The sequence below is a fragment of the Bacillus sp. FSL K6-1560 genome, assembly GCF_038592935.1.
Classification (GTDB): Bacteria; Bacillota; Bacilli; order Bacillales; family Bacillaceae; genus Bacillus; species Bacillus subtilis.
Map to the genome: position 1 here is coordinate 1,252,528 of NZ_CP151946.1, position 26,662 is coordinate 1,279,189.

The 26,662-nt window shown below is 46.1% G+C and carries 25 protein-coding genes, 2 pseudogenes and 1 other annotated feature; of the genes and pseudogenes, 21 read left to right on the forward strand and 6 right to left on the reverse strand.

Annotated features, from left to right (window positions below; all coding sequences use genetic code 11):
* Positions 1-114 precede the first annotated feature (114 nt).
* Positions 115-245: a sequence feature (ribosomal protein L20 leader region), on the forward strand.
* A gap of 58 nt (positions 246-303) precedes the next feature.
* The 4 genes from infC to NYE22_RS06660 are packed head-to-tail and all read left to right on the forward strand — an operon-like array spanning position 304 to position 1,755.
* Positions 304-825 carry a translation initiation factor IF-3 gene (gene infC, locus NYE22_RS06645; protein WP_010886591.1) on the forward strand — a complete coding sequence of 174 codons (522 nt, stop codon included), beginning with the start codon at positions 304-306 and terminating at the stop codon, positions 823-825.
* Between the two features lie 12 nt (positions 826-837).
* Positions 838-1,038: a 50S ribosomal protein L35 gene (rpmI, locus tag NYE22_RS06650; RefSeq protein WP_003222418.1), complete on the forward strand. Its 201-nt coding sequence runs from the start codon at positions 838-840 to the stop codon at positions 1,036-1,038.
* A 31-nt stretch (positions 1,039-1,069) separates the two neighbouring features.
* Positions 1,070-1,429 (forward strand): 50S ribosomal protein L20, encoded by a 360-nt coding sequence (gene rplT / locus NYE22_RS06655; protein ID WP_003222420.1) that lies wholly within the window; start codon positions 1,070-1,072, stop codon positions 1,427-1,429.
* Between the two features lie 56 nt (positions 1,430-1,485).
* Entirely contained in the window at positions 1,486-1,755 is a 270-nt protein-coding gene (locus NYE22_RS06660) for a DUF1294 domain-containing protein (RefSeq protein ID WP_003229490.1), read from the forward strand.
* A 15-nt stretch (positions 1,756-1,770) separates the two neighbouring features.
* Here NYE22_RS06660 and ysdB read toward each other — a convergent pair whose 3' ends face one another.
* Positions 1,771-2,163 carry a sigma W pathway protein YsdB gene (gene ysdB, locus NYE22_RS06665; protein WP_302896748.1) on the reverse strand — a complete coding sequence of 131 codons (393 nt, stop codon included), beginning with the start codon at positions 2,161-2,163 and terminating at the stop codon, positions 1,771-1,773.
* Positions 2,164-2,346: 183 nt separating this feature from the next.
* On the opposite strand from ysdB, the gene NYE22_RS06670 reads away from it, so the two are divergent.
* From NYE22_RS06670 to NYE22_RS06735, 14 genes and pseudogenes are all read left to right on the forward strand, one after another.
* Positions 2,347-3,432 carry a M42 family metallopeptidase gene (locus NYE22_RS06670; protein WP_003229495.1) on the forward strand — a complete coding sequence of 362 codons (1,086 nt, stop codon included), beginning with the start codon at positions 2,347-2,349 and terminating at the stop codon, positions 3,430-3,432.
* Between the two features lie 198 nt (positions 3,433-3,630).
* Positions 3,631-4,602, forward strand: a complete 972-nt coding sequence (gene abnA / locus NYE22_RS06675) for an arabinan endo-1,5-alpha-L-arabinosidase AbnA (RefSeq protein WP_302896749.1) — start codon at positions 3,631-3,633, stop codon at positions 4,600-4,602.
* Positions 4,603-4,779: 177 nt separating this feature from the next.
* Positions 4,780-6,270, forward strand: coding sequence for an L-arabinose isomerase (gene araA / locus NYE22_RS06680; RefSeq protein ID WP_342412397.1), 1,491 nt, complete (start codon positions 4,780-4,782; stop codon positions 6,268-6,270).
* A 13-nt stretch (positions 6,271-6,283) separates the two neighbouring features.
* A complete protein-coding gene (araB, locus tag NYE22_RS06685; RefSeq protein WP_249852229.1) occupies positions 6,284-7,966 on the forward strand; it encodes a ribulokinase in 1,683 nt (560 codons plus the stop codon).
* Between the two features lie 16 nt (positions 7,967-7,982).
* On the forward strand, positions 7,983-8,672 hold the full coding sequence (gene araD, locus NYE22_RS06690) for an L-ribulose-5-phosphate 4-epimerase (RefSeq protein ID WP_003229501.1): 690 nt from the start codon (positions 7,983-7,985) through the stop codon (positions 8,670-8,672).
* Entirely contained in the window at positions 8,650-9,468 is an 819-nt protein-coding gene (gene araL, locus NYE22_RS06695) for a sugar-phosphatase AraL (protein ID WP_342412398.1), read from the forward strand. The genes araD and araL overlap by 23 nt, the downstream gene beginning before the upstream one ends.
* Positions 9,465-10,649: a sn-glycerol-1-phosphate dehydrogenase gene (gene egsA / locus NYE22_RS06700; protein ID WP_124072870.1), complete on the forward strand. Its 1,185-nt coding sequence runs from the start codon at positions 9,465-9,467 to the stop codon at positions 10,647-10,649. The genes araL and egsA overlap by 4 nt, the downstream gene beginning before the upstream one ends.
* 30 nt (positions 10,650-10,679) lie before the next feature.
* Positions 10,680-11,981 carry an ABC transporter substrate-binding protein gene (locus NYE22_RS06705; RefSeq protein ID WP_015714490.1) on the forward strand — a complete coding sequence of 434 codons (1,302 nt, stop codon included), beginning with the start codon at positions 10,680-10,682 and terminating at the stop codon, positions 11,979-11,981.
* A 35-nt stretch (positions 11,982-12,016) separates the two neighbouring features.
* Complete coding sequence (locus NYE22_RS06710) at positions 12,017-12,958, forward strand: sugar ABC transporter permease (RefSeq protein ID WP_003229507.1); 942 nt, start codon at positions 12,017-12,019, stop codon at positions 12,956-12,958.
* Positions 12,959-13,804: an arabinose ABC transporter permease AraQ gene (gene araQ / locus NYE22_RS06715; RefSeq protein ID WP_003229508.1), complete on the forward strand. Its 846-nt coding sequence runs from the start codon at positions 12,959-12,961 to the stop codon at positions 13,802-13,804. It abuts the gene before it with no gap.
* A gap of 18 nt (positions 13,805-13,822) precedes the next feature.
* Positions 13,823-15,325, forward strand: a complete 1,503-nt coding sequence (gene abfA / locus NYE22_RS06720; RefSeq protein ID WP_003222445.1) for an alpha-L-arabinofuranosidase AbfA — start codon at positions 13,823-13,825, stop codon at positions 15,323-15,325.
* A gap of 151 nt (positions 15,326-15,476) precedes the next feature.
* A complete protein-coding gene (cstA, locus tag NYE22_RS06725; protein WP_014477607.1) occupies positions 15,477-17,273 on the forward strand; it encodes a carbon starvation protein CstA in 1,797 nt (598 codons plus the stop codon).
* A pseudogene (locus NYE22_RS06730) lies at positions 17,216-17,403 on the forward strand (hypothetical protein). Before cstA ends, NYE22_RS06730 begins: the two are co-directional and overlap by 58 nt.
* Positions 17,318-17,686, forward strand: a complete 369-nt coding sequence (locus NYE22_RS06735; protein ID WP_015384319.1) for a VOC family protein — start codon at positions 17,318-17,320, stop codon at positions 17,684-17,686. The pseudogene NYE22_RS06730 and the gene NYE22_RS06735 overlap by 86 nt, the downstream one beginning before the upstream one ends.
* A gap of 38 nt (positions 17,687-17,724) precedes the next feature.
* Here NYE22_RS06735 and NYE22_RS06740 read toward each other — a convergent pair whose 3' ends face one another.
* The 4 genes from NYE22_RS06740 to sspI form a co-directional block, all read right to left on the reverse strand.
* On the reverse strand, positions 17,725-19,059 hold the full coding sequence (locus NYE22_RS06740; RefSeq protein WP_342412399.1) for a (Fe-S)-binding protein: 1,335 nt from the start codon (positions 19,057-19,059) through the stop codon (positions 17,725-17,727).
* A complete protein-coding gene (gene glcD, locus NYE22_RS06745) occupies positions 19,056-20,468 on the reverse strand; it encodes a glycolate oxidase subunit GlcD (RefSeq protein WP_342412400.1) in 1,413 nt (470 codons plus the stop codon). Before glcD ends, NYE22_RS06740 begins: the two co-directional genes overlap by 4 nt.
* Positions 20,469-20,570: 102 nt before the next feature.
* Positions 20,571-21,677 (reverse strand): CdaR family transcriptional regulator, encoded by a 1,107-nt coding sequence (locus tag NYE22_RS06750; RefSeq protein ID WP_342412401.1) that lies wholly within the window; start codon positions 21,675-21,677, stop codon positions 20,571-20,573.
* 68 nt (positions 21,678-21,745) lie between these two features.
* Complete coding sequence (sspI, locus tag NYE22_RS06755) at positions 21,746-21,961, reverse strand: small acid-soluble spore protein SspI (RefSeq protein WP_021480275.1); 216 nt, start codon at positions 21,959-21,961, stop codon at positions 21,746-21,748.
* Between the two features lie 118 nt (positions 21,962-22,079).
* Between sspI and NYE22_RS06760 the strand changes: the two genes are divergently transcribed.
* Positions 22,080-22,826 (forward strand): RNA methyltransferase, encoded by a 747-nt coding sequence (locus NYE22_RS06760; protein WP_032726352.1) that lies wholly within the window; start codon positions 22,080-22,082, stop codon positions 22,824-22,826.
* Positions 22,827-22,892: 66 nt separating this feature from the next.
* Here NYE22_RS06760 and NYE22_RS06765 read toward each other — a convergent pair.
* Positions 22,893-23,098 (reverse strand): annotated as a pseudogene (locus NYE22_RS06765) (hypothetical protein).
* An 81-nt stretch (positions 23,099-23,179) separates the two neighbouring features.
* On the opposite strand from NYE22_RS06765, the gene pheS reads away from it, so the two are divergent.
* Positions 23,180-24,214, forward strand: a complete 1,035-nt coding sequence (gene pheS, locus NYE22_RS06770; protein ID WP_004398818.1) for a phenylalanine--tRNA ligase subunit alpha — start codon at positions 23,180-23,182, stop codon at positions 24,212-24,214.
* A 15-nt stretch (positions 24,215-24,229) separates the two neighbouring features.
* Positions 24,230-26,644: a phenylalanine--tRNA ligase subunit beta gene (gene pheT, locus NYE22_RS06775; RefSeq protein ID WP_041851069.1), complete on the forward strand. Its 2,415-nt coding sequence runs from the start codon at positions 24,230-24,232 to the stop codon at positions 26,642-26,644.
* Positions 26,645-26,662: the final 18 nt, after the last annotated feature.

Consider the following 26,662-nt stretch of genomic DNA (forward strand, 5'->3'; position numbering starts at 1 on the left):
TTTTTCTCTCTTGCGCTCATAGAAAACCCATGTTACAATGTAAAAGTTGTTCCGGATAAGTCGTCCTTGACTAAAGATCCGGTATTGTGTAGAATAGTTATTGAATTGAATATAAATCACAAGCAGAAGCACCCGCTTCTCACCTGATTGACACATGCATGTAGTTGGCAGGTTGACCGTACATTTTTATTGATACAGATGTTCGTAGTGTGGGTGTTTTATAATGCCCACACTTTTTGTTTGCCTGCAAAATGCATTCAAAATGAGTTGTGAATCAATTCGAAGAAACTATGGAGGTGGCTCATTATTAGCAAAGATCAATTGGTTAATGAGGGTATCCGTGCACGTGAGGTCCGTTTAATCGGACAAAATGGCGACCAGCTTGGAATCAAGTCCCGTCAGGAAGCACTTGAAATCGCCGGCCGCGCAAATCTTGACCTTGTGTTAGTTGCAGCGAATGCAAAACCGCCTGTCTGCCGAATCATGGACTACGGTAAGTTCCGATTTGAGCAGCAGAAAAAGGAAAAAGAAGCACGCAAGAATCAAAAAATCATTAACTTAAAAGAAGTTCGGTTAAGTCCGACAATCGATGAGCATGACTTTAACACGAAATTGCGCAATGCGATTAAATTCCTTGAAAAAGGCGATAAAGTGAAAGCTTCTATCCGCTTTAAAGGACGCGCAATCACTCATAAAGAAATCGGTCAGCGTGTATTAGACCGTTTCTCCGAAGCATGTGCTGAGGTTGCGACAGTCGAAACAAAACCAAAAATGGACGGCCGCAGCATGTTCTTAATGCTCGCACCGAAAAACGAAAAGCAATAAGGAGGAAATCCCATGCCAAAAATGAAAACTCACCGCGGATCTGCTAAACGTTTTAAAAAGACAGGTTCTGGGAAGTTAAAACGTTCTCACGCGTACACAAGTCACTTATTCGCCAACAAATCTCAAAAGCAAAAGCGTAAGCTTCGCAAGAGTGCTGTTGTAAGCGCAGGAGACTTCAAACGTATCAAACAAATGCTTGCTAACATCAAGTAATCGGATAAGGAACAATTAGGAGGGAAATTCAATGCCAAGAGTAAAAGGCGGAACTGTTACACGTAAGCGTCGTAAAAAGGTTCTTAAATTAGCAAAAGGTTATTTCGGTTCAAAACATACATTATACAAAGTAGCTAACCAGCAGGTCATGAAATCTGGAAACTATGCTTTCCGTGACCGTCGTCAGAAAAAACGTGATTTCCGTAAACTTTGGATCACTCGTATCAACGCAGCTGCTCGCATGAACGGCCTTTCTTACAGCCGTTTAATGCACGGTCTTAAGCTTTCTGGTATCGAAGTAAACCGTAAAATGCTTGCTGATCTTGCTGTAAACGATCTTACTGCATTCAATCAGCTTGCTGATGCTGCTAAAGCTCAATTAAACAAGTAATCATATAGAGCCGCTCTCCAGCAGAGCGGCTTTTTCTATATAAAGGATGAGGCAACATGATTATTGCTGCTTATTTGGTGTTGATTAATCTGTGCGGTTTTTGGGTGATGGGCATTGACAAACGCAAAGCGCAGCAGCACAAGTGGAGAATTTCTGAAGACCGGCTGTGGCTGATAGCCATCGTGTTTGGAGCGCTCGGTGTCTGGCTTGGCATGCAAACCTTCAGACATAAAACGAAACACGCTTCTTTTAAGTACGGAGTACCGCTTCTTCTGGTAATTGAAGCGATTCTCATCGCTATTTACTACAGCCCGTTTGATTTATAAAAAGCAGAAAAGCGTTTAACGCTCTTCTGCTTTTTTTGCGAGTTTAATGGGCTGGTCCCAGTCAATCTTACAATTTGGATATCGTTCCAGCACTTTTTCTTCAATGCTCTCAAAATCTTTTGCAGAGAAATGCTTCAGCTTCTCAGGAGATTCTGTCCAGACAAAGATCGTGTGAATAAACAGCGGATGATCCTTGGAAGGAATATGCTTTTCTCCCTCAAAAAGCACGCCTTTATACGTCAGCTGAAAATTCTTCCGGGTATTGTTTTGTTCATCAATAATATAAAAATGTTCTTTTGATTGGGCCAGCTTAAGCCTTCTCTTAGGATTCGCGACATATTTGACCACGGTATAAATACAATAAGCAAAAAGTGCAAGCAAAATAATCCTTAGAACCATGACAAACATTGTGTGAAGGCACCTCCCTTATGGTGATGATCTGATGTAATACGAAAAGCATAGAAAAAGGTTTCACTTTTTCTAAAAGAAAGCTGTAAAAACATATACCCGATTTTCAAGTGAAATAGTCGTATGGTTAGCGCTATGTTTTGTATAATAAGAATGCAGGACTGATGAAGGAGGGTTTGGAACATGGCAAAATTAGATGAAACATTGACCATGCTGAAAGATTTAACAGATGCAAAAGGCATACCGGGCAATGAAAGAGAAGTAAGGCAAGTGATGAAATCATACATAGAACCATTTGCTGATGAGGTGACAACAGATCGCCTGGGCAGTTTAATTGCCAAAAAAACTGGTGCAGAAAACGGTCCGAAAATTATGATCGCCGGACATTTGGATGAAGTCGGCTTTATGGTGACACAAATCACAGATAAGGGCTTTATCCGTTTTCAAACCGTTGGCGGCTGGTGGGCTCAGGTTATGCTTGCCCAGCGGGTCACCATTGTCACAAAAAAAGGAGAAATCACTGGGGTTATCGGATCTAAGCCGCCTCATATTTTGTCTCCTGAAGCAAGAAAAAAATCAGTGGAAATAAAAGACATGTTTATTGATATTGGAGCTTCAAGCCGGGAAGAAGCCTTGGAGTGGGGGGTACTTCCGGGAGATATGATCGTTCCGCATTTTGAATTTACGGTCATGAACAATGAAAAATTCCTACTCGCAAAGGCCTGGGACAACCGCATCGGCTGTGCAATTGCAATTGATGTGTTAAGAAACTTACAAAACACAGACCATCCAAATATAGTGTATGGCGTCGGAACCGTGCAGGAGGAAGTCGGGCTGAGGGGAGCGAAAACGGCTGCACACACCATTCAGCCTGATATTGCGTTTGGTGTTGATGTAGGGATAGCAGGAGACACGCCTGGCATTTCCGAGAAGGAAGCGCAGAGCAAAATGGGCAAAGGCCCGCAGATTATCGTTTACGATGCATCCATGGTCTCTCACAAAGGTTTGCGCGATGCAGTTGTAGCCACTGCGGAGGAAGCCGGCATTCCGTACCAATTTGATGCCATTGCCGGCGGCGGAACTGATTCTGGTGCCATCCATTTGACGGCGAATGGCGTTCCTGCGCTGTCCATTACCATTGCAACCCGCTACATTCATACGCACGCGGCCATGCTGCATCGTGATGATTATGAAAACGCGGTAAAGTTAATTACAGAAGTCATTAAGAAGTTAGACCGAAAAACGGTTGACGAAATTACGTACCAATAAAAGATACGGAAGAATCCGCCTATTGAGGCGGATTCTATTTTTTTGTCTGTACAAATTACAGCATAGTGACTACAATAAAGGGGATACCGAAAATTTCCTGAACATGACGATATACGATACGCAGCTCGATTTGACAGGAAGGGAGGATAAACAATCTAATTTGTAAGCGCTTTCTAATATAAAGGAGGTTAAACAAAATTGAAAAAGAAAAAAGCATGGAAACGCTTCTTACATTTTTCGAGTGCCGCTCTGGCTGCAGGTTTGATATTCACTTCTGCTGCTCCCGCAGAGGCAGCGTTTTGGGGTGCATCCAATGAGCTGCTTCATGACCCGACTATGATTAAAGAGGGGAGCTCATGGTATGCGCTCGGAACAGGGCTTACTGAAGAACGGGGACTGCGGGTTTTGAAGTCTTCAGACGCTAAAAATTGGACCGTACAAAAATCCGTTTTCACTACACCGCTATCGTGGTGGTCCAATTATGTGCCGAATTATGGCCAAAACCAGTGGGCGCCGGACATCCAATACTATAACGGCAAGTACTGGCTGTATTATTCCGTTTCTTCTTTTGGAAGCAATACATCTGCCATTGGCCTGGCATCTTCAACAAGCATCAGTTCGGGGAGCTGGAAGGACGAGGGCTTGGTGATTCGTTCGACAAGCTCAAATAATTATAACGCCATTGATCCGGAGCTGACTTTCGACAAGGATGGCAACCCGTGGCTTGCATTCGGTTCGTTTTGGAGCGGCATTAAGCTGACTAAGCTCGATAAGAGTACGATGAAGCCTACAGGCTCGCTCTATTCGATTGCAGCTAGACCGAATAATGGAGGTGCCTTAGAAGCTCCTACTCTTACGTATCAAAATGGCTATTACTATTTAATGGTTTCATTTGATAAATGCTGTGATGGGGTAAACAGTACGTACAAAATTGCTTACGGAAGATCCAAAAACATTACAGGCCCTTATCTTGACAAAAGCGGAAAAAGCATGCTTGAAGGCGGAGGCACCATTTTGGATTCGGGCAATGACCAATGGAAAGGACCTGGAGGCCAGGATATTGTGAACGGAAACATTCTTGTTCGCCATGCCTATGATGCCAATGACAACGGCATTCCGAAGCTTCTCATCAATGATTTGAATTGGAGCTCGGGCTGGCCGTCCTATTGAATCAAAAAGCCGGGCTCTGCCCCCGGCTTTTTTTAAAAGAAAAGATTGACAGTATAATAGTCAATTACTATAATGAAATTGTTCGTACAAATATTTATTTATAGGTTTATTTTCTATCATTAGTACGTATCTTTTGTATTTGAAAGCGTTTTATTTTATGAGAAAGGGGCAGTTTACATGCTTCAGACAAAGGATTATGAATTCTGGTTTGTGACAGGAAGCCAGCACCTATACGGGGAAGAGACGCTGGAACTCGTAGATCAGCATGCTAAAAGCATTTGTGAGGGGCTCAGCGGGGTTTCTTCCAGATATAAAATCACTCATAAGCCCGTCGTCACTTCACCGGAAACCATTAGAGAGCTGTTAAGAGAAGCGGAGTACAGTGAGACATGTGCTGGCATCATTACATGGATGCACACATTTTCCCCTGCAAAAATGTGGATAGAAGGCCTTTCCTCTTATCAAAAACCGCTTATGCATTTGCATACCCAATATAATCGCGATATCCCGTGGGATACGATTGACATGGATTTTATGAACAGCAACCAATCCGCGCATGGCGATCGAGAGTACGGTTACATCAACTCGAGAATGGGGCTTAGCCGAAAAGTCATTGCCGGCTATTGGGATGATGAAGAAGTGAAAAAAGAAATGTCCCAGTGGATGGATACGGCGGCTGCATTAAATGAAAGCAGACATATTAAGGTTGCCAGATTTGGAGATAACATGCGTCATGTCGCGGTAACGGACGGAGACAAGGTGGGAGCGCATATTCAATTTGGCTGGCAGGTTGACGGATATGGCATCGGGGATCTCGTTGAAGTGATGGATCGCATTACGGACGACGAGGTTGACACGCTTTATGCCGAGTATGACAGACTATATGTGATCAGTGAGGAAACAAAACGTGACGAAGCAAAGGTAGCGTCCATTAAAGAACAGGCGAAAATTGAACTTGGCTTAACCGCTTTTCTTGAGCAAGGCGGATACACAGCGTTTACGACATCGTTTGAAGTGCTGCACGGAATGAAACAGCTGCCGGGACTTGCCGTTCAGCGACTGATGGAGAAAGGCTACGGGTTTGCCGGTGAAGGAGATTGGAAGACAGCGGCCCTTGTACGGATGATGAAAATCATGGCTAAAGGAAAAAGAACTTCCTTCATGGAAGATTACACGTACCATTTTGAACCGGGAAATGAAATGATTCTGGGCTCTCACATGCTTGAAGTGTGTCCGACTGTCGCTTTGGATCAGCCGAAAATCGAGGTTCATCCGCTTTCGATTGGCGGCAAAAAGGACCCTGCGCGTTTTGTATTTAACGGCATCAGCGGTTCTGCCATTCAAGCTAGCATTGTTGATATTGGCGGGCGTTTCCGCCTTGTGCTGAATGAAGTCAACGGCCAGGAAATTGAAAAAGACATGCCGAATTTACCGGTTGCCCGTGTTCTCTGGAAGCCGGAGCCGTCATTGAAAACAGCAGCGGAGGCATGGATTTTAGCCGGCGGTGCACATCATACCTGCCTGTCTTATGAACTGACAGCGGAGCAAATGCTTGATTGGGCGGAAATGGCGGGGATCGAAAGTGTTCTCATCTCCCGTGATACGACAATTCATAAACTGAAACACGAGTTAAAATGGAACGAGGCGCTTTACCGGCTTCAAAAGTAGAGGGGGATGTCACATGGCTTACACAATAGGGGTTGATTTTGGAACTTTATCAGGAAGAGCGGTGCTCGTTCATGTCCAAACAGGGGAGGAACTTGCAGCTGCTGTAAAAGAATACAGGCATGCTGTCATTGATACCGTCCTTCCAAAAACGGGTCAAAAGCTGCCGCGCGACTGGGCGCTGCAGCACCCTGCTGATTACCTCGAAGTCTTGGAAACAACCATTCCGTCTTTACTCGAACAGACGGGCGTTGAACCGAAAGACATTATCGGGATTGGAATTGATTTCACGGCATGTACGATCCTTCCTATTGATAGCAGCGGGCAGCCGTTATGCATGCTGCCTGAATATGAAGAGGAGCCGCACAGCTATGTGAAGCTCTGGAAGCATCATGCGGCCCAAAAACATGCTGATCGGCTCAATCAAATCGCGGAAGAAGAAGGAGAGGCTTTTTTACAGCGGTACGGAGGAAAAATTTCATCAGAATGGATGATTCCAAAGGTCATGCAAATTGCCGAGGAAGCGCCTCACATTTATGAAGCGGCTGACCGGATCATCGAGGCTGCGGACTGGATCGTGTACCAGCTGTGCGGCTCGCTCAAGCGAAGCAATTGTACCGCAGGGTATAAAGCGATGTGGAGTGAAAAAGCGGGGTATCCGTCAGATGATTTCTTTGAGAAATTAAACCCTTCAATGAAAACGATTACAAAGGACAAATTGGCAGGTTCTATTCATTCGGTAGGAGAAAAAGCCGGCAGTCTGACTGAAAAAATGGCAAAGCTGACAGGGCTTCTCCCGGGAACGGCTGTTGCGGTTGCCAATGTGGACGCTCATGTTTCCGTACCGGCGGTCGGCATTACAGAGCCAGGGAAAATGCTGATGATTATGGGAACTTCAACGTGCCATGTTCTTCTTGGTGAAGAGGTGCATATCGTTCCAGGTATGTGCGGCGTTGTGGACAACGGAATTCTCCCGGGCTATGCGGGATATGAAGCCGGGCAGTCCTGTGTCGGCGATCATTTTGACTGGTTTGTGAAAACATGTGTCCCGCCAGCTTATCAAGAGGAAGCAAAGGAAAAAAACATTGGCGTTCATGAGCTGCTGAGTGAGAAAGCAAACCATCAAGCGCCAGGTGAAAGCGGCCTGCTTGCTTTAGATTGGTGGAATGGAAACCGTTCAACTCTTGTTGATGCAGATTTAACAGGGATGCTGCTTGGAATGACACTGCTGACGAAGCCTGAAGAGATTTATAGAGCGTTAGTTGAAGCGACAGCTTACGGAACCCGGATGATTATCGAAACATTCAAAGAAAGCGGTGTTCCGATTGAGGAACTATACGCAGCGGGCGGAATAGCTGAGAAAAACCCGTTTGTCATGCAGATTTATGCGGATGTGACAAACATGGACATTAAAATCTCTGGTTCACCGCAAGCCCCAGCCTTAGGATCTGCCATTTTCGGCGCGCTTGCAGCAGGCAAAGAAAAAGGCGGCTACGATGACATCAAAGAGGCAGCGGCGAACATGGGAAAACTGAAAGATATAACTTATACGCCAAATGCCGAAAACGCCGCGGTTTATGAAAAATTGTACGCTGAATATAAAGAGCTGGTTCATTATTTCGGAAAAGAAAACCATGTCATGAAACGTCTGAAAACGATCAAAAATCTTCAATTTTCATCTGCCGCCAAAAAGAATTGATAAAGGGTGATGGAGCATGCTTGAAACATTAAAAAAAGAAGTGCTGGCTGCCAACCTGAAGCTTCAAGAGCATCAGCTGGTAACCTTTACGTGGGGAAATGTCAGCGGCATTGACCGTGAAAAAGAAAGAATTGTCATCAAACCTAGCGGAGTCGAATACAGCGACCTGACAGCCGATGACTTGGTTGTTTTGAACCTTGATGGAGAGGTCGTCGAAGGCTCGCTTAAGCCTTCTTCAGATACACCTACCCATGTTTATTTATATAAAGCCTTTCCGAATATCGGGGGAATTGTCCATACCCATTCTCAATGGGCGACAAGCTGGGCGCAATCGGGCAGAGACATCCCTCCGTTAGGCACGACCCATGCTGATTATTTTGACAGTGCGATTCCATGTACTCGAGAAATGTACGATGAAGAAATCATTCATGACTACGAACTGAATACAGGAAAAGTCATAGCGGAAACCTTTCAGCATCATAACTACGAACAGGTGCCGGGTGTGCTCGTGAATAATCACGGACCGTTCTGCTGGGGCACTGACGCCTTAAATGCCATTCATAACGCAGTTGTATTAGAAACGGTTGCCGAAATGGCCTATCACTCCATTATGCTGAACAAGGATGTAACCCCAATCAATACAGTCCTGCATGAAAAGCATTTTTATCGAAAACACGGAGCAAATGCGTATTATGGCCAGTCATGATACGCCTGTGTCACCGGCTGGCATTCTGATTGACTTGGACGGTACTGTATTCAGAGGAAATGAGTTGATCGAAGGAGCAAGAGAAGCGATCAAAACGCTTAGGAGAATGGGAAAGAAAATCGTCTTTTTAAGCAACCGGGGGAATATCTCCCGTGCCATGTGCAGAAAAAAACTTCTTGGCGCGGGGATTGAAACGGACGTAAACGACATTGTTCTGTCATCAAGCGTGACAGCGGCTTTTCTGAAAAAACATTATCGTTTTTCAAAGGTATGGGTGCTTGGGGAGCAAGGCTTGGTTGACGAGCTGAGGGTGGCCGGTGTGCAGAACGCGAACGAACCGAAGGAAGCGGATTGGCTCGTGATCTCCCTTCATGAAACGCTCACGTACGAAGATTTAAATCAAGCCTTTCAAGCGGCTGCCGGCGGCGCTCGTATTATCGCTACAAACAAAGACCGCTCTTTTCCGAACGAAGACGGAAATGCCATTGATGTGGCTGGAATGATTGGGGCGATAGAGGCTTCCGCACAAGCGAAGACTGAACTTGTTGTCGGAAAACCGTCATGGCTGATGGCGGAGGCTGCCTGTACAGCAATGGGGCTGTCCGCACATGATTGCATGATTATAGGAGACAGCATTGAATCTGACATTGCGATGGGGAAGCTTTATGGCATGATAAGCGCCTTAGTGCTAACTGGTTCTGCGAAACAGGGTGAACAGCGTTTGTACACGCCGGATTATGTGCTGGATTCTATTAAGGATGTAACCAAATTGGCTGAGGAGGGGATTCTGATATGAATCGTATCGCAGCTGACGTTCAGCGTGCTTTTGAACACGCCGGAGAAAAGACGTTGCCTATAAAAGTTGAAGAAATTGTTCTCGGTAAACAAGCAGCTGATTCGCTTTTGAATTATGTAAAACAAAAAAACAATAAACATATTGTCCTTGTCTGCGACGCGAATACACACCGCATTGCAGGAATTGATCTGGAAAATCAGCTGAATCAAGAAGGATTTCAGGCCGAGTGCCTGATCATTCCAGAAAATGAAGCCGGAGATGTGACAGCTGATGAACGATCGCTCATTCATGTGCTGATCCATACGAAACAACCAACGGATGTCATGATCGCAGTCGGTTCGGGCACGATTCATGATATCGTCCGCTTTGCGGCGTTTCAAAGAGATTTGCCGTTTATTTCTTATCCGACTGCTCCATCTGTAGACGGTTTTACATCAGCCGGTGCGCCGATTATTTTATACGGCACGAAAACAACCATTCAAACGAAGGCCCCATCTGCGCTGTTCGCTAATCTGGATCTATTAAAAGCGGCACCGCAGTCAATGGTGGCGGCTGGCTTTGGTGACATGCTCGGTAAAATCACCTCTTTAGCAGATTGGGAAATATCCCGGCATCTTGCCGGTGAGCCTTATTCGCCTGCAGGAGCTAAGATCGTTCAGGAGGCGCTTGCTGCCTGCATTGAACACACAGAAGACATTGCGATGAAAACGGAAACAGGCATACGGGTTTTGATGGAGTCTTTACTTGTATCGGGGCTTGTCATGCTGGCATTAGATCATTCCCGCCCGGCATCAGGCGGAGAGCATCATATTTCACATTGGATTGAGATGGAATTAATGGAGAAAAAACGGCCACAGATTCTTCATGGGGCAAAGGTGGGCTGTGCAGCTGTTTTATTAACTGACACATACAGAAAGCTCGCTCAGGATGACGGGCTGAACGAATTTTCACCGAGCCAGCGGCAAGCCATCCAATCGGCTTATCAAACTCTCCCGGAAGGAGAAGTGCTGGCTGATTGGCTGAGATCAGCCGGAGGCCCTGCGTATTTTGACGAAATCGGTGTCGGGCAGGATTCCGTCAAGAATGCCTTCAGACATGCGCACACCTTAAGAGACCGCTGCACCGGATTAAGAATCATTAATGAAAACAAAACGCTGATCAACCATGGTCTATATGAATAGCCCGCACCTCGAATGGAAGGGGTAACGCAGATGAAAAAAATGACTGTCTGTTTTCTTGTGCTCATGATGCTGCTGACATTAGTCATTGCTGGGTGTTCAGCAGAAAGATCATCCGGGAAGTCGGGTGAAACCGAGCTGACCTTTTGGACATTTAACGGGCTTCATGAGCAGTTCTATGTGGAAATGGTGAAGGAATGGAACAAAAAATATCCTGACCGCAAAATTAAGCTGAATACGGTCGTTTATCCATATGGACAAATGCACGATAACTTATCTATCTCCCTAATAGCGGGAGAAGGCGTTCCTGATATTGCAGATGTCGAATTGGCCCGTTTTTCAAACTTTTTGAAGGGCTCTGACATACCGCTTGCCGACTTGACTCCGCTGATTGAAAAGGATCGCGATAAATTCGTTGAGGCGCGGCTGACATTGTACAGCAAAAACGGAAAGCTTTACGGACTCGATACACATGTAGGGACAACGGTCATGTTTTATAACATGGATGTGATGAAAAAAGCCGGCGTCAATCCTGACGATATTAAAACATGGGATGATTACCATAAAGCCGGACAGAAAGTGCGCAAAGTGACCGGGAAGCCGATGGGAACGGTGGAAACAAATGATTCCGCAACGTTCTTATCTATGATTTCACAGCAAAACTCAGGCTATTTTGATAAAAACGGCAAGCTGATCCTCAATAATGACACCAACGTAAAAACACTTCAATATTTAAAAGACATGATCAATGATAAAACGATGATTCCTGCGCCGGGCGGCGGGCATCACAGTGAAGAATACTACGGCTTTATGAACCAAGGAGGAGCTGCTTCAGTTCTCATGCCGATTTGGTATATGGGAAGATTTATCGATTATATGCCTGATCTGAAAGGGAAGATTGCCATCAGACCGCTCCCGGCATGGAAAGAGGGGGGCGACCGCTCGGCAGGTTTGGGCGGTACGGCAACTGTTGTACCGAAGCAATCCAAGCATGTTGAGTTAGCAAAAGAGTTTTTGGCCTTTGCGAAGGGCTCTGAAGAAGGAAATAAAAAACTCTGGAGCGTACTCGGCTTTGACCCGCTTCGCTGGGATGTTTGGAGCTCCAAGGAATTGAAAGAGAAAAACAAATACACGGATTACTTCCAAAACGGAACAGGCATTTTTTCTGTGCTGCTCGATATCAAGGATGAAATCAATCCGATTTATTTACATGAGGATTTTGCCAAGGCTTCAGACCTTGTCAACAGAAGCGTATTGTTCGACGCGCTTAAATCTCAGCAAAAAACGCCTAAACAAGCCTTGGACAGAGCGGCAGGTGAACTGAAACAGAAATAGAATCCCATTCAAAAAGTGAAAGCGGGGAGGTTCTCATGAAACCTGTGAAAACGGGAACGGTTCATCCCGTTCCTTCAGCTGCGAAACAATCAGGCTGGCGAGATCTGTTTTATTCAAAAAAAGCGGCGCCCTATCTGTTTACAGCGCCATTCGTTTTATCCTTTCTCGTATTTTTTCTATACCCCATCATTAGTGTCTTCATCATGAGCTTCCAAAGAATTTTGCCGGGAGAGGTGTCCTTTGTCGGATTGTCTAATTATACAGCGCTAAACAACCCGACGTTCTATACCGCCCTTTGGAATACGCTGGAATACACCTTTTGGACGCTGATCGTGCTGATTCCTGTTCCATTGCTTCTGGCCATATTCCTGAATTCAAAGCTGGTCAAATTTAGAAATATATTTAAATCAGCATTATTTATCCCGGCATTGACCTCAACCATTGTCGCGGGGATCATTTTTCGGCTGATCTTCGGAGAAATGGAAACGTCTCTGGCCAATTCCATCCTACTCAAACTCGGCTTTTCACCTCAGAACTGGATGAACAATGAACATACCGGCATGTTTTTGATGGTGCTGCTTGCTTCATGGAGATGGATGGGAATCAACATCCTTTACTTTTTAGCCGGTTTGCAAAATGTGCCGAAAGAGCTGTACGAAGCCGCTGATATAGACGGCGCGAATACAATGAAAAAATTTCTGCACATCACGCTGCCGTTTCTCAAGCCTGTAACCGTATATGTGCTGACCATCAGCATCATCGGCGGCTTCAGGATGTTTGAGGAAAGCTACGTCCTTTGGCAGAATAATTCCCCGGGTAATATTGGTCTGACGCTTGTCGGATATTTGTATCAGCAGGGACTTGCCTACAATGAAATGGGATACGGAGCGGCCATCGGCATTGTGCTTTTGATTGTGATCCTTGTTGTCAGCCTGATTTCATTAAAGCTGTCAGGCTCGTTTAAGGGGGAGGGATAAATGTTGCGGCACAGTCCTCAGTTTAGCGTTTACAGAATTGCGCTGACCCTGTTTTTTATGATGCTGAGCCTATTGTATCTTTTTCCTATTTTCTGTTTGCTTTTAGGATCATTAAAGCCGTCATCTGAGCTTTTGCGTGTGGGGCTGAATCTTGATATTGATCCAAAAGTGATGAGTTTTGATAACTACACATTTCTGTTTAATGGCGGCAGCATTTATTTCAAATGGTTTTTTAACAGTCTTGTACTCGGACTTTTTACGACCGTGCTCACTCTGTTTTTTTCTTCGATGATCGGGTACGGGCTTGCGGTTTATGATTTTAAGGGAAGAAATATCATCTTTGTTCTTGTGCTGATTATTATGATGGTTCCGCTGGAAGTGATGATGCTTCCTCTGTTTAAGCTTACGGTCGGACTGCACTTGATCGATTCATATACGGGTGTCATATTGCCGTTTATCGTTTCACCTGTTGCCGTTTTCTTTTTCAGGCAATATGCTCTTGGCCTTCCAAGAGATCTGCTGGACTCCGCAAGGATGGACGGCTGTACGGAATTCGGCATCTTTTTCAGGATTATGGCACCGCTGATGAAACCGGCTTTCGGTGCGATGATTATCCTTCAGTCCTTAAACAGCTGGAACAACTTCTTGTGGCCGCTGATTGTGCTTCGGTCGAAAGAAATGTTTACGCTTCCAATAGGGCTGTCCAGCTTGCTGAGCCCTTATGGAAATAATTACGACATGCTTATATCCGGCTCAGTATTTGCGATTTTGCCGGTGATTATCATTTTCTTGTTTTTCCAAAAGTACTTTATCTCCGGCCTGACGGTAGGGGGAGTCAAAGGTTAATGAAGGAGGAAACGTGTGATGAAAAAAGCGCGAATGATTGTAGACAAAGAATATAAAATCGGTGAAGTAGATAAACGGATTTATGGCTCGTTTATCGAACATATGGGTCGTGCGGTATATGAAGGCATATACGAGCCTGATCACCCTGAAGCGGATGAAGATGGATTTAGAAAAGATGTCCAGTCGCTGATCAAAGAATTACAGGTTCCCATCATCCGCTATCCGGGCGGAAACTTTTTATCCGGATACAACTGGGAGGACGGTGTCGGACCAGTCGAAAACCGCCCAAGACGGCTTGACTTGGCATGGCAAACGACAGAAACCAATGAAGTGGGAACAAATGAATTTTTATCTTGGGCAAAAAAGGTGAACACTGAGGTCAATATGGCCGTCAACCTTGGCACAAGGGGCATAGATGCCGCTCGTAATCTCGTTGAATATTGCAACCATCCGAAAGGCTCTTACTGGAGTGATTTAAGAAGATCGCATGGCTATGAACAGCCGTATGGCATCAAAACATGGTGCTTAGGAAACGAAATGGATGGACCGTGGCAGATCGGCCACAAAACAGCTGATGAATACGGACGGCTTGCTGCAGAGACAGCAAAGGTCATGAAGTGGGTTGACCCATCAATTGAACTCGTTGCCTGCGGCAGCTCAAACAGCGGCATGCCGACCTTTATCGATTGGGAAGCGAAGGTGCTTGAGCATACGTATGAGCATGTCGACTATATTTCTCTTCACACTTACTACGGAAACCGGGATAACAATCTGCCAAACTACTTGGCCCGTTCCATGGATTTGGATCATTTTATCAAATCAGTCGCTGCGACCTGTGACTATGTAAAAGCAAAAACACGCAGCAAGAAAACAATCAATCTATCTCTGGATGAATGGAACGTATGGTATCACTCAAATGAGGCTGATAAAAAAGTCGAACCGTGGATCACTGCGCGTCCGATTTTAGAGGATATTTACAATTTTGAAGATGCCTTATTAGTCGGCTCTCTGCTCATTACGATGCTGCAGCACGCAGACCGTGTGAAAATTGCGTGTCTTGCACAGCTTGTCAATGTCATCGCGCCGATCATGACGGAAAAAGGCGGAGAAGCATGGAGACAGCCGATTTTCTATCCATACATGCATGCTTCTGTTTATGGAAGGGGCGAGTCACTGAAACCGCTTATTTCTTCTCCGAAGTACGACTGTTCTGATTTCACTGATGTGCCATATGTTGATGCTGCTGTTGTGTACTCTGAAGAGGAAGAAACCCTCACTATTTTTGCGGTAAACAAGGCTGAGGATCAGATGGAGACGGAGATTTCGCTCAGAGGCTTTGAATCCTACCAAATCGCAGAGCACATCGTACTTGAGCATCAGGATATCAAAGCGACAAACCAGCATAACAGAAAAAATGTCGTTCCGCATTCCAACGGAACATCGTCTGTCAGCGAAAACGGCTTAACTGCTCATTTCACGCCGCTTTCCTGGAATGTGATCCGCCTGAAAAAACAGTCATAAGAGAAGCTAAGCCGGAGATTTCTCTCCGGCTTGTCTTTCAACTGCCACGAGCCGGCCCGTTCAAGCCGGCTTTTTGTATAGGAAAAAATGACCGCTTTTCACCATGAAATTATGATATATTTATGAAAAACAGCAAAGGGGATGGGAGAAAATGAATGCGGTTACAATTGTGATAGCATCAATGTGTATTTTGGCTATTGCCTATCGTTTATACGGAACATTTATGATGGTGAAGGTTCTCAAAGTGAATGATGACAAGCCAACACCTGCTCATGCGCTTGAGGATGGGAAAGACTATGTGCCTACAAATAAATGGGTTTCGTTCGGCCACCACTTTGCCGCGATCGCAGCGGCCGGGCCGCTGGTTGGACCAATTCTGGCGGCGCAGTTTGGCTATTTGCCGGGATTATTGTGGCTGTTAATCGGGGCGGTAATTGGGGGAGCCGTCCATGATATTGTGGTGTTGTTTGCATCGATGCGCAAAAACGGAAAATCGCTGTCGGAAGTGGCGAAGGATGAGCTTGGCCCTGTTGCAGGATTTTGTACAGGACTGTCCATGCTGTTTATCATCACGATCACAATGGCGGGCCTGTCGATGGTTGTCTTGCATGCGCTTGAACGTAATCCATGGGGAACATTTGCGGTAGGGATTACGATACCGATTGCGATGGGTGTGGGCTTATTTTATAAGAAAACGGGAAATTTAAAGCTCGCTTCAACGGTCGGCTTTCTCTTTTTAATGGCAGGAGTCTTTATCGGTCCATGGGTACAGACTACAGCGCTCGGTGACTTTTTAACACTAGATACGAAAACGCTTGCAATAGCGCTTCCTGTTTATGCGTTTTTTGCGGCTGCGCTTCCCGTTTGGCTGCTTCTTGCTCCGCGTGATTATTTAAGCAGCTTTATGAAAATCGGTGTTTTTATCGCTTTGATTGTTGGTGTGTTTGTCGTCAATCCGTCCATTCCGTTCCCTGCGTTTACAGAATTCGTAAAAGGCGGCGGGCCGGTGCTGGCAGGACCTGTCTGGCCGTTCATCTCAATAACCATCGCCTGCGGGGCGATCTCTGGGTTCCATGCCTTTGTCGGCTCAGGAACGACACCGAAAATGCTGAATAAATGGAGTGATATGAAGCCGGTTGCGTTTGGCGCAATGCTTGTTGAGTGTCTTGTCGGCATCATGGCGCTGATTGCAGCGACCGCTTTACAGCCTGCTGATTACTTTGCGATTAACAGCACGCCTGAGGTTTTCCGTACGCTTGGCATGAATGTCGTACATTTGCCTGAATTGAGCAGGGAAATCGGTTTGGACTTAGAAGGAAGAACAGGGGGAGCCGTCACACTTGCGGTGGGAATGACTTATATTTTTACCGGAATGCCGTTTTTCAGCCATTTGGCCTCATACTTTTTCCAATTTGTCATTATGTTTGAAGCGGTCTTTATTTTAACAGCGATTGACGCCGGCACACGCGTCGCCCGTTATTTGATCCAGGATTTCTTCGGGGAGGTGTATAAGCCGCTGAAGAAAACAGACTGGATTCCGGGCTCTGTATTTGCCAGCGCGCTTGCCTGTTTGATGTGGGGGTACTTGCTGTATTCAGGAGATATCGGTTCCATTTGGGCGCTGTTCGGCGTTTCTAATCAGCTGATGGCTTCAGTGGGGCTGATTATCGGAGCGACCATCGTGCTGAAAATCGCTGATAAACGCCGATACATTCTGACTTGCCTTATCCCGCTTGCCTATTTATATGTCACTGTCAATTATGCGGGCTATTGGATGGTGCGCAATGTGTATCTCAATCCTGAAGCAGCAGGATATAGTGTATTGAATGGCGTATTATCTATCATCATGCTGGTGTTAGGCTTCATTATTATCGTGGCGGCTGTGAAAAAATGGGCGCAGATGTGGAAAGATCCGAGCTTAAGGATGGAAGCGTCTATACCGGGCTAGAAGGACTATTGAAAATGTTGAGGGGGTTTTCAATGAATCTATTAATGAAATATCTTATTCTATACGTATCGGACAGCAAGCGGGCTATTCATTTTTACCGGGATATTTTAGGACTGCCGATTCGTGCTGAACACGGAACGTATATCGAATTTGATACAGGGTCTACGATATTGGCGCTTAATACGCGGGAAAGCGCCAGAGACATCACGGCGCTGGACATTCCGGATACATCTGCTTCAAACACATTTGAAATCGGGTTTGTTACTGAAAATGTAGAAGCGGTCATCAAAAGGATGAGAGAACAAGGCGTATCGATTATCGGGGAGCCAAAAGTGAAACCATGGGGGCAGACGGTCGCCTATATCGCTGATCCGGATGGACATTATATCGAAATTTGCAGTCCGATGGAATAACGCACAAAAGCCCAAAACAATGTCTGTTTTGGGCTTTCTCATGATGTTTTGTGCCCGGCTGCTTCCAATAGCAAATCAGCCAGGTGAACGGCTCTGACTTTACCGCTTAGTCCTTCGCGTTCAATCCCGAGCTTCATCTGCAGCAGGCAGCCGGGATTTGCTGTTACAATGAGGATCGCTTCGGTTGCTTTGACGGCAGCCATTTTGCTGTCCAGTATTTTCATAGACATTTCAGCTTCGACGATGTTGTAAATTCCCGCTGACCCGCAGCAGCTGTCTGCTTTCTCCATTTCTTTGAATTCCGCCCCTTTGATGCTTTTAAGAAGCTGGCGGGGCTCAAGCGACGTATGCATTACATTTCTTAGGTGGCATGAATCTTGGTAGGTAACGACCTGAGGTGTCTCGAGTGCTAGATCCGTTTGATGGAAATCGAGCTCAACCAAAACGGACGAAAAATCTTTCAGCTTCTGAACAAACGCAGCAGCCCGTTCCGACCACTCAGGGTCATCCTTCAGCAAATGATCATATTCAGTGAGAAAGGCTCCGCATCCTCCTGCGTTTGTAATGACAGCATCCACGTCTAACGCTTCAAAAGCAGCGATATTTTGTTTCGCGAGCTCTTTCCCTGTGTTTTTTTCACCGCTGTGTCCATGAAGCGCTCCGCAGCAAGTCTGTTCAGGCGGAATGACAATGTCGCAGCCTGCCAGCTGTAAAAGCTTCAATGTGGCGTTGTTGGTCGGTAAAAACATTGTATCCATTAAGCAGCCCGAAAAAAAGGCGACCCGTTTTTTCATGGGACCAATGGACGGCAGGAAACGCGGCCGATGTTTCATGTCTTTGCTTTTTGGAACATCAGGAAGAACAGCTTCCATCGTCCGCAAATGCTCAGGCAGGACCCGAAGCATGCCTGATTTTCGCACAGCGGTTTGCAGTCCTGAACGCTGATACAAACCGATAAGGCTTACAGCTGAGCGCATGCGGTTTTGATGCGGAAACAGCTTGTGAAAAGCCGTCTTTCGCATGACACGTTCACCAAGCGAGTGTTTTTTATTTTGGTGGATAATATCTCTGGCTTCCTCAAGCAGCTGCCCGTATTTCACGCCAGACGGGCATACAGGCTCACAGGCGCGGCAGCCGAGGCAAAGTGACAGCGACCGTTCGACATCTTCATCCGGTTCAATCATACCGTCGGCTACGGCTTTCATTAAGGCGATGCGCCCACGCGGAGAGTGTGTTTCCTGAAATCCCGATTCGATATAGGTCGGACAGGAAGGAAGACAGAAGCCGCAGCGCATACAATTTAATAACTCGCCTTCATCCATACGCTCTTTAAATTCATTTTGGATCTGTTTCATTTCTTTTTCTGTTGTCATCTTTCCGTCACCACACGTTTTCTCGCATCTTTCGCAAACATTTTGCCGGGATTTAATATGTTCCGGGGGTCAAATGCCGCTTTCAACGCTTTCATCGCATCAATGCCTTCTTTTTTCAGATTCATTTCCAAGTAAGGCGCTTTCATTTCCCCGACTCCGTGTTCTCCGGTTATCGTCCCGCCAAGTTCAATCGCTTTCTCAAAAATCTCGGCAAAGGCCTGTTCGACACGTTCCATTTCATTCTTATTTCTTATGTCTGTCGTGCATGTCGGGTGAAGGTTCCCGTCTCCCGCATGGCCAAAGGTGCAGATGGAAATATCATATTTAGCAGCAATATCATTAATCGCTTTAACCATATTGGCGATTTCTGAGCGAGGAACGGTCGCATCCTCTAAAATCGTCGTCGGTTTGAGGCGGGCTAGGGCAGAAAGTGCAGAACGCCGGGCTTCAGTCAGGGCAAACGCTTCCTCCTCTGTTTGTGCGGTCTGAACGGAAACGGCGTCGCCTTTTTTGCAGATCGCCTCAATCTTTTCCATATCCCGTTCAACAGTTTCAAATGGCCCGTCTTGTTCAATTAACAAAACTGCTTTTGCGCTTGTCGGAAGTCCGATTTTGGCATAATCCTCAATCACCAAAAGTGTAGGCTGGTCGAGAAATTCAAGCGTGGCGGGTATGATTTTTGCGGCAATGATGTCTGATACCGTTTGAGCAGCGGCATCGATATTTTCATATAGGGCAAGCAGCGTCTTTTTTGTTTCAGGCTTTGGAACGAGCTTGACGATTGCCTCTGTCACAATGCCGAGTGTTCCTTCTGAGCCGACAAAAAGACGTGTGAGATCGTATCCGGCCACATCCTTTGCGAGTTTTCCGCCGGTGCGGATGATGTCACCATTTGCGAGCACAACCTCCAGTCCAATAACATAGTCGCGGGTGACGCCGTATTTTAATCCGCGGAGCCCGCCGGAGTTTTCATTGATGTTGCCGCCGATAGTTGAGATTTTCATAGAACTCGGATCGGGCGGATAAAACAAACCTTTGCTTTCAACTGCCTTGATCATATCCAGCGTAATAACGCCCGGCTGAACTGTGGCAGTTAAATTTTCTTCATCAATTTCAAGAATCCGGTTCATGTGCTTAAAGAGAAGCACAAGTCCGCCTTCAGTCGGGCACGTGCCGCCGCACAGGTTTGTCCCTGATCCTCTTGGAACGATCGGCACTCGATGTTCGCTGCAAATTGTTAAAATGCGTGCTACTTCATCAGTATTCCTCGGAGCAATCACGGCATCAGGCATAGACTGATACTGAGGCGTCGCATCATATGAATAGACGAGACGGCCGGCATTCGAGTCATCAAAGTTTTCTGGTCCGGAGACCCGAATCAGCTGTTCCTTTACATCCTTGGTGATCATTTCACCCATCCCCCTGTCAAAAAACGCTTTCAATCTATTGTAAAAGAAAAAAAGCAAAGCCTTCCATGGAGAAACATACAAAAAATGAAACTGAAACTCTCTCTATTTTGTATCTTGATCTAAAAAATAGAGTGCGACGTACATCGTGACGACGTCCTCGGTACGGTCAAAACGTAAACCCGTCAGCTGTTCAGCCTTAGACAGACGATAACGCAATGTATTGATGTGTATATGCATGTCTTCAGCGGTTTGTTTCAAAGACAAATCGTGATGAAAGAAAGTCCGTATCGTATTTATAAGTTCCTGATGCTCTAGCGCCTCTCCTAATACTCTTTGCGGAAATTCGTTTCGGGTTCCCGGGCTGATCTCCGTCAGACACATATCAAGCTTCAGATCCTCTTCAAATATGGGCGTTTTTCGCTTAAGGCTGACAGCCAGCGCTTTTTCCGCTTGCTCGTATGACTCTGTCAGGCTGGAGCTTGCGACAGCCCTTCCGGCGCCAGCTGCTGTATATTGGCTGCTTGCGGTATTGGCAAACGAACAAATGTGAAGGATTTTCCGTAAAAGCCGATCCCTTTGTTCATGCTGCGGCACTTCATGATTAATCAAAATCCGTTCATTTCCCCACCTGATGAACAAATCCGCAGGGTACGATGATTTCCATATGCGTGCCATTTTTTCAATATCATGACGTGACCACTCATACCCCTGAATAAGAATCATTTGGCGCCGGGAGGAAAGGTCAACACCAAGAAGTTGAGCTTTCTCAAGAAAACTGGGAGACCACTCCTTTAGTTGCAGCCAATCGATCATAAAGGACTCCAGCATTCTCTCACGCCACTGGGATTGCTCTAAGTGCCGCGATTCCTTAATGAACAGCTCTGTCATTTTTCGAAGCAGTTCTCCGAATGGCTGAATCTCTGCAGGCTCACCTGTCAGCCCGAAGACGGCAATCACATCATGGTCAATAAATACAGGGAGGTTTATGCCTGCTTTCACTCCTTTTAACCTTGTTTCATCTTCTTTTGTAATAATCACGCTGCGTCTTTCTTTTGCACAGATAAGCGCTCCCTCATGAAATTGTCCGACACGCTCATCGTTTGTGCCTGCCATAATAAGACCGTCCGTGTTTACAATAATGACTTCACGTTCGTACATTTTTTTAACTTCAGCAATAATTTTTTTCGCTAATAACGGCTGTAAAAACATGGCGTTCCCCCTCATCATATTTTTATTATATAAGAAAAAAACCGGGCGCTGTCACCCGGTTTCATGTCTTATTCGGCGGGTTTTAATCCGCCTTCAAGCGTTTTCAGCATTTCGTTTTTCTCACTTTCGGATGCGTGCTGCCAAATGACTTCGAATAAAACGCCGAGCCCTGGAAGCATTTTTTCTTCACCGCTTTGAATCGCATCTACGATTGTATGCTCAAGCTGCTCCTGATTATTGCCGGTGACATTGGAGATGACGGCATGACGTAAATTAAGATCCATGTAAAACGCTCCTTTTTCTAAAATGTAATACGTATATTCTAACCCTGCACCTGGTTTATTATGTGCTGTTCTTGCGATATAATAACATCATGTTAAAAAAAGGAGCGCCACATAGACAGTGAAACAAATAGAATCGGCAAAAAATCAAAAAGTGAAGGATTGGAAAAAGCTTCACACAAAAAAAGAACGAACAAAAACAAATACATTTCTGATAGAGGGAGAACACCTCGTTGAAGAGGCGTTGAAAAGCCCGGGCATTGTGAAAGAAATCCTTGTAAAGGATGAAACGAAGATTCCTTCAGATCTTGAGACTGGTATCCAGTGCTATATGCTGAGTGAAGATGCGTTTTCAGCTGTGACTGAAACCGAAACGCCGCAGCAGATTGCCGCTGTGTGCCATATGCCTGAAGAAAAGCTGGCAACAGCACGCAAGGTGCTGCTGATTGACGCTGTTCAAGATCCGGGAAACCTTGGCACAATGATTCGAACGGCTGATGCGGCCGGTTTGGATGCGGTTGTACTCGGTGACGGCACGGCGGACGCCTTTAACGGAAAAACACTGCGATCTGCTCAAGGATCTCACTTCCATATTCCTGTTGTGAGAAGAAACCTGCCTTCATATGTGGACGAATTGAAGGCAGAGGGCGTAAAAGTATACGGCACGGCGTTGCAAAACGGAGCGCCTTACCAGGAGATCCCTCAGTCTGAATCCTTTGCGCTCATTGTAGGAAATGAAGGTGCAGGGGTGGATGCTGCATTGCTGGAAAAAACGGATTTGAACCTGTACGTGCCGCTTTACGGACAGGCTGAATCACTAAACGTTGCGGTTGCGGCTGCCATCCTCGTGTATTACTTGCGAGGATAGTGTTGCGCCAAGCGTTGGATTTCTCTATAATAGAACATAATATTTCAAAAACCGTGACAGAGGACCTCAATTTCTGATCAACTGCTTTCCAGGGAGAAAATGCCGCTGACTGAGAGCATTTTTAACGCAGCCGGAAATTGGCTTCACCTCTTGAGTTGTCGCCGGGACCGTGCACATGCGCGTAAAGGTGAACCGGAATCTGATTCCGTTATGTCAATGAAGCTGACGACAGCATCAGTCTGTCTGAAATAAGGGTGGTACCGCGGCCACAACTCGTCCCTTGTACAAGGGACGGGTTTTTTTTATTTTCCAAAGACATATGACGGTTTGTTTACATAAAAGGAGGATGCAAAATGGAAGAAAAGCTAAAACAGCTGGAACAAGAAGCTTTAGAACAAGTAGAAGCGGCAAGCTCATTGAAGGTTGTCAATGATATTCGGGTGCAATATCTCGGAAAAAAAGGGCCGATTACAGAAGTGCTGCGCGGAATGGGCAAGCTTTCTGCTGAGGAACGTCCAAAAATGGGGGCGCTCGCGAACGAAGTAAGGGAGCGTATTGCCAATGCGATTGCTGACAAAAACGAGAAGCTTGAAGAAGAGGAAATGAAACAGAAGCTTGCAGGGCAGACAATTGACGTCACGCTGCCGGGGAACCCTGTTGCAGTCGGCGGCCGCCATCCGCTCACTGTTGTCATTGAAGAAATTGAAGATTTATTTATCGGGATGGGCTACACAGTCGAGGAAGGGCCAGAGGTTGAAACGGATTACTACAACTTCGAATCGCTCAATCTTCCGAAAGAACACCCTGCGCGCGATATGCAGGACAGCTTTTACATCACAGAGGAAACTTTGATGAGAACGCAAACTTCTCCTGTCCAAACACGTACGATGGAAAAGCATGAAGGCAAAGGTCCCGTTAAAATCATTTGCCCGGGTAAAGTATATCGCCGTGATAACGATGATGCGACGCACTCTCACCAATTTATGCAAATTGAAGGGCTTGTCGTTGACAAAAACATCAGCATGAGTGATTTAAAAGGAACGCTTGAACTCGTTGCGAAAAAAATGTTCGGGCAAGACCGCGAGATCAGACTCCGCCCAAGCTTCTTCCCGTTTACTGAGCCTTCAGTAGAAGTGGATGTGACATGCTTTAAATGCGGTGGGAACGGCTGCTCAGTATGTAAAGGAACAGGCTGGATTGAAATCCTCGGCGCCGGCATGGTTCACCCGAACGTGCTTAAAATGGCTGGCTTTGATCCGAAGGAATATCAGGGCTTCGCATTCGGAATGGGTGTTGAGCGCATCGCGATGCTGAAATACGGCATTGATGATATTCGCCACTTCTATACAAACGATGTCAGATTTATTTCGCAGTTTAAACAGGCGTAAGAGGAGGATGCAAGGATGTTTGTTTCTTATAAATGGTTAGAGGATTATGTTGATTTAAAAGGCATGGACCCGGCTGTTCTTGCTGAAAAAATTACAAGAGCCGGTATTGAGGTTGAAGGAATTGAATACAAAGGAGAAGGCATCAAAGGCGTTGTCATCGGCCATGTGCTGGAGCGCGAGCAGCATCCGAATGCTGATAAACTGAATAAGTGCCTTGTGGATATTGGAGCTGAAGCCCCTGTACAAATCATTTGCGGTGCGCCGAATGTGGATAAAGGACAAAAAGTCGCGGTTGCAACAGTCGGAGCGGTGCTGCCGGGCAATTTCAAAATCAAAAAAGCTAAGCTTCGCGGTGAAGAATCAAACGGCATGATCTGTTCCTTACAGGAGCTTGGTATTGAAAGCAAACTTGTGGCGAAGGAGTATGCAGAAGGCATTTTCGTATTCCCGAATGACGCTGAAACAGGAAGCGATGCCTTAGCGGCTTTACAGCTTGACGATGCGATTCTTGAGCTGGGTTTAACGCCAAACCGCGCCGATGCCATGAACATGCTTGGTGTTGCTTACGAGGTTGCCGCGATTTTAGACACTGAGGTAAAGCTTCCGCAAACGGATTACCCGGCTGCTTCAGAACAAGCGTCTGATTACATTTCAGTCAAAATTGAAGATCAAGAAGCGAACCCGCTATACACTGCAAAAATCATTAAAAATGTCACGATTGCTCCGTCACCGCTTTGGATGCAGACAAAGCTGATGAATGCAGGCATTCGTCCGCACAACAACGTCGTTGACATCACAAATTTTGTCCTGTTGGAATACGGACAGCCGCTTCATGCGTTTGATTATGACAGATTTGGCTCTAAGGAAGTCGTAGTAAGAAAAGCAGCTGAGAATGAAATGATCGTAACTCTTGATGATCAAGAACGTAAGCTGTCCGCCGATCACCTTGTCATTACAAACGGAACGAAAGCGCATGCCGTTGCGGGTGTCATGGGAGGAGCAGAGTCAGAGGTTCAGGAAGATACGAAAACGATTTTGCTTGAGGCTGCGTATTTCAACGGGCAGACGGTTCGCAAGGCTTCCAAAGACCTTGGTTTGAGAAGTGAATCAAGCGTAAGATTTGAAAAAGGAATTGATCCGGCGCGCGTACGTCTTGCAGCAGAACGGGCTGCGCAGCTGATCCATCTGTATGCCGGCGGTGAGGTGCTTGCAGGAACAGTTGAGGAAGATCACCTGACAATCGAAGCAAATAACATTCACGTATCTGCTGACAAAGTGAGCAGCGTTCTAGGCCTGACGATCAGTAAAGAAGAACTGATCAGCATTTATAAACGTCTCGGTTTTACGGTCGGTGAAGCGGGTGAACTTCTCGTTGTGACCGTCCCATCACGCCGCGGCGACATTACAATAGAAGAGGATTTAATCGAAGAAGCGGCAAGACTGTACGGCTACGATAACATTCCGTCTACGCTTCCTGAGACAGCGGGAACTACAGGCGGATTAACGCCATACCAGGCAAAACGCCGTAAAGTCAGACGCTTCCTTGAAGGCGCAGGCTTATCACAAGCCATCACTTACTCACTGACAAACGAGAAGAAAGCGGCAGCGTTTGCGATTGAAAAATCACTGAATACTGTGCTTGCGCTTCCAATGAGTGAAGAAAGAAGCATTCTCAGACACAGTCTTGTTCCGAATCTGCTTGATTCTGTTTCTTACAACCTCGCGAGGCAGACTGACTCAGTTGCACTGTACGAAGTCGGCTCCGTTTTCCTGACGAAGGAAGAGGACACAAAACCTGTTGAAACAGAACGCGTAGCAGGAGCTGTTACCGGATTATGGCGCAAGCAGCTATGGCAGGGTGAAAAGAAACCAGTTGATTTCTTTGTTGTCAAAGGAATTGTAGAAGGGCTGTTAGACAAACTCAACGTCCTAGACAGCATTGAATTTGTACAGTCTGAACGCAAACAGCTGCATCCGGGCAGAACAGCGAACATTTTATTGAATGGTTCTCTGATCGGCTTCATCGGCCAAGTCCATCCTTCATTGGAAAAAGAACTGGATATAAAGGAAACATACGTATTTGAGCTCGATCTTCATGCGTTGCTCGCGGCAGAAACAGCACCTCTTGTTTACACGGCGATTCCGAAATATCCGTCTGTGACACGTGATATCGCCCTTGTAACAGATAAAACCGTCACAAGCGGACAGCTCGAGAGCGTCATTAAAGAGGCTGGCGGAAAGCTTCTGAAAGAGGTAACCGTCTTTGACGTATACGAAGGCGAACATATGGAGGAAGGCAAGAAGTCAGTCGCTTTCTCACTCCAGTATGTCAACCCTGAACAAACACTGACTGAAGAAGAAGTGACAAAGGCGCACAGCAAAGTGCTGAAAGCGTTAGAAGACACATATCAAGCTGTTTTAAGAGGCTGATAAAAAAGCTTGCAGAGA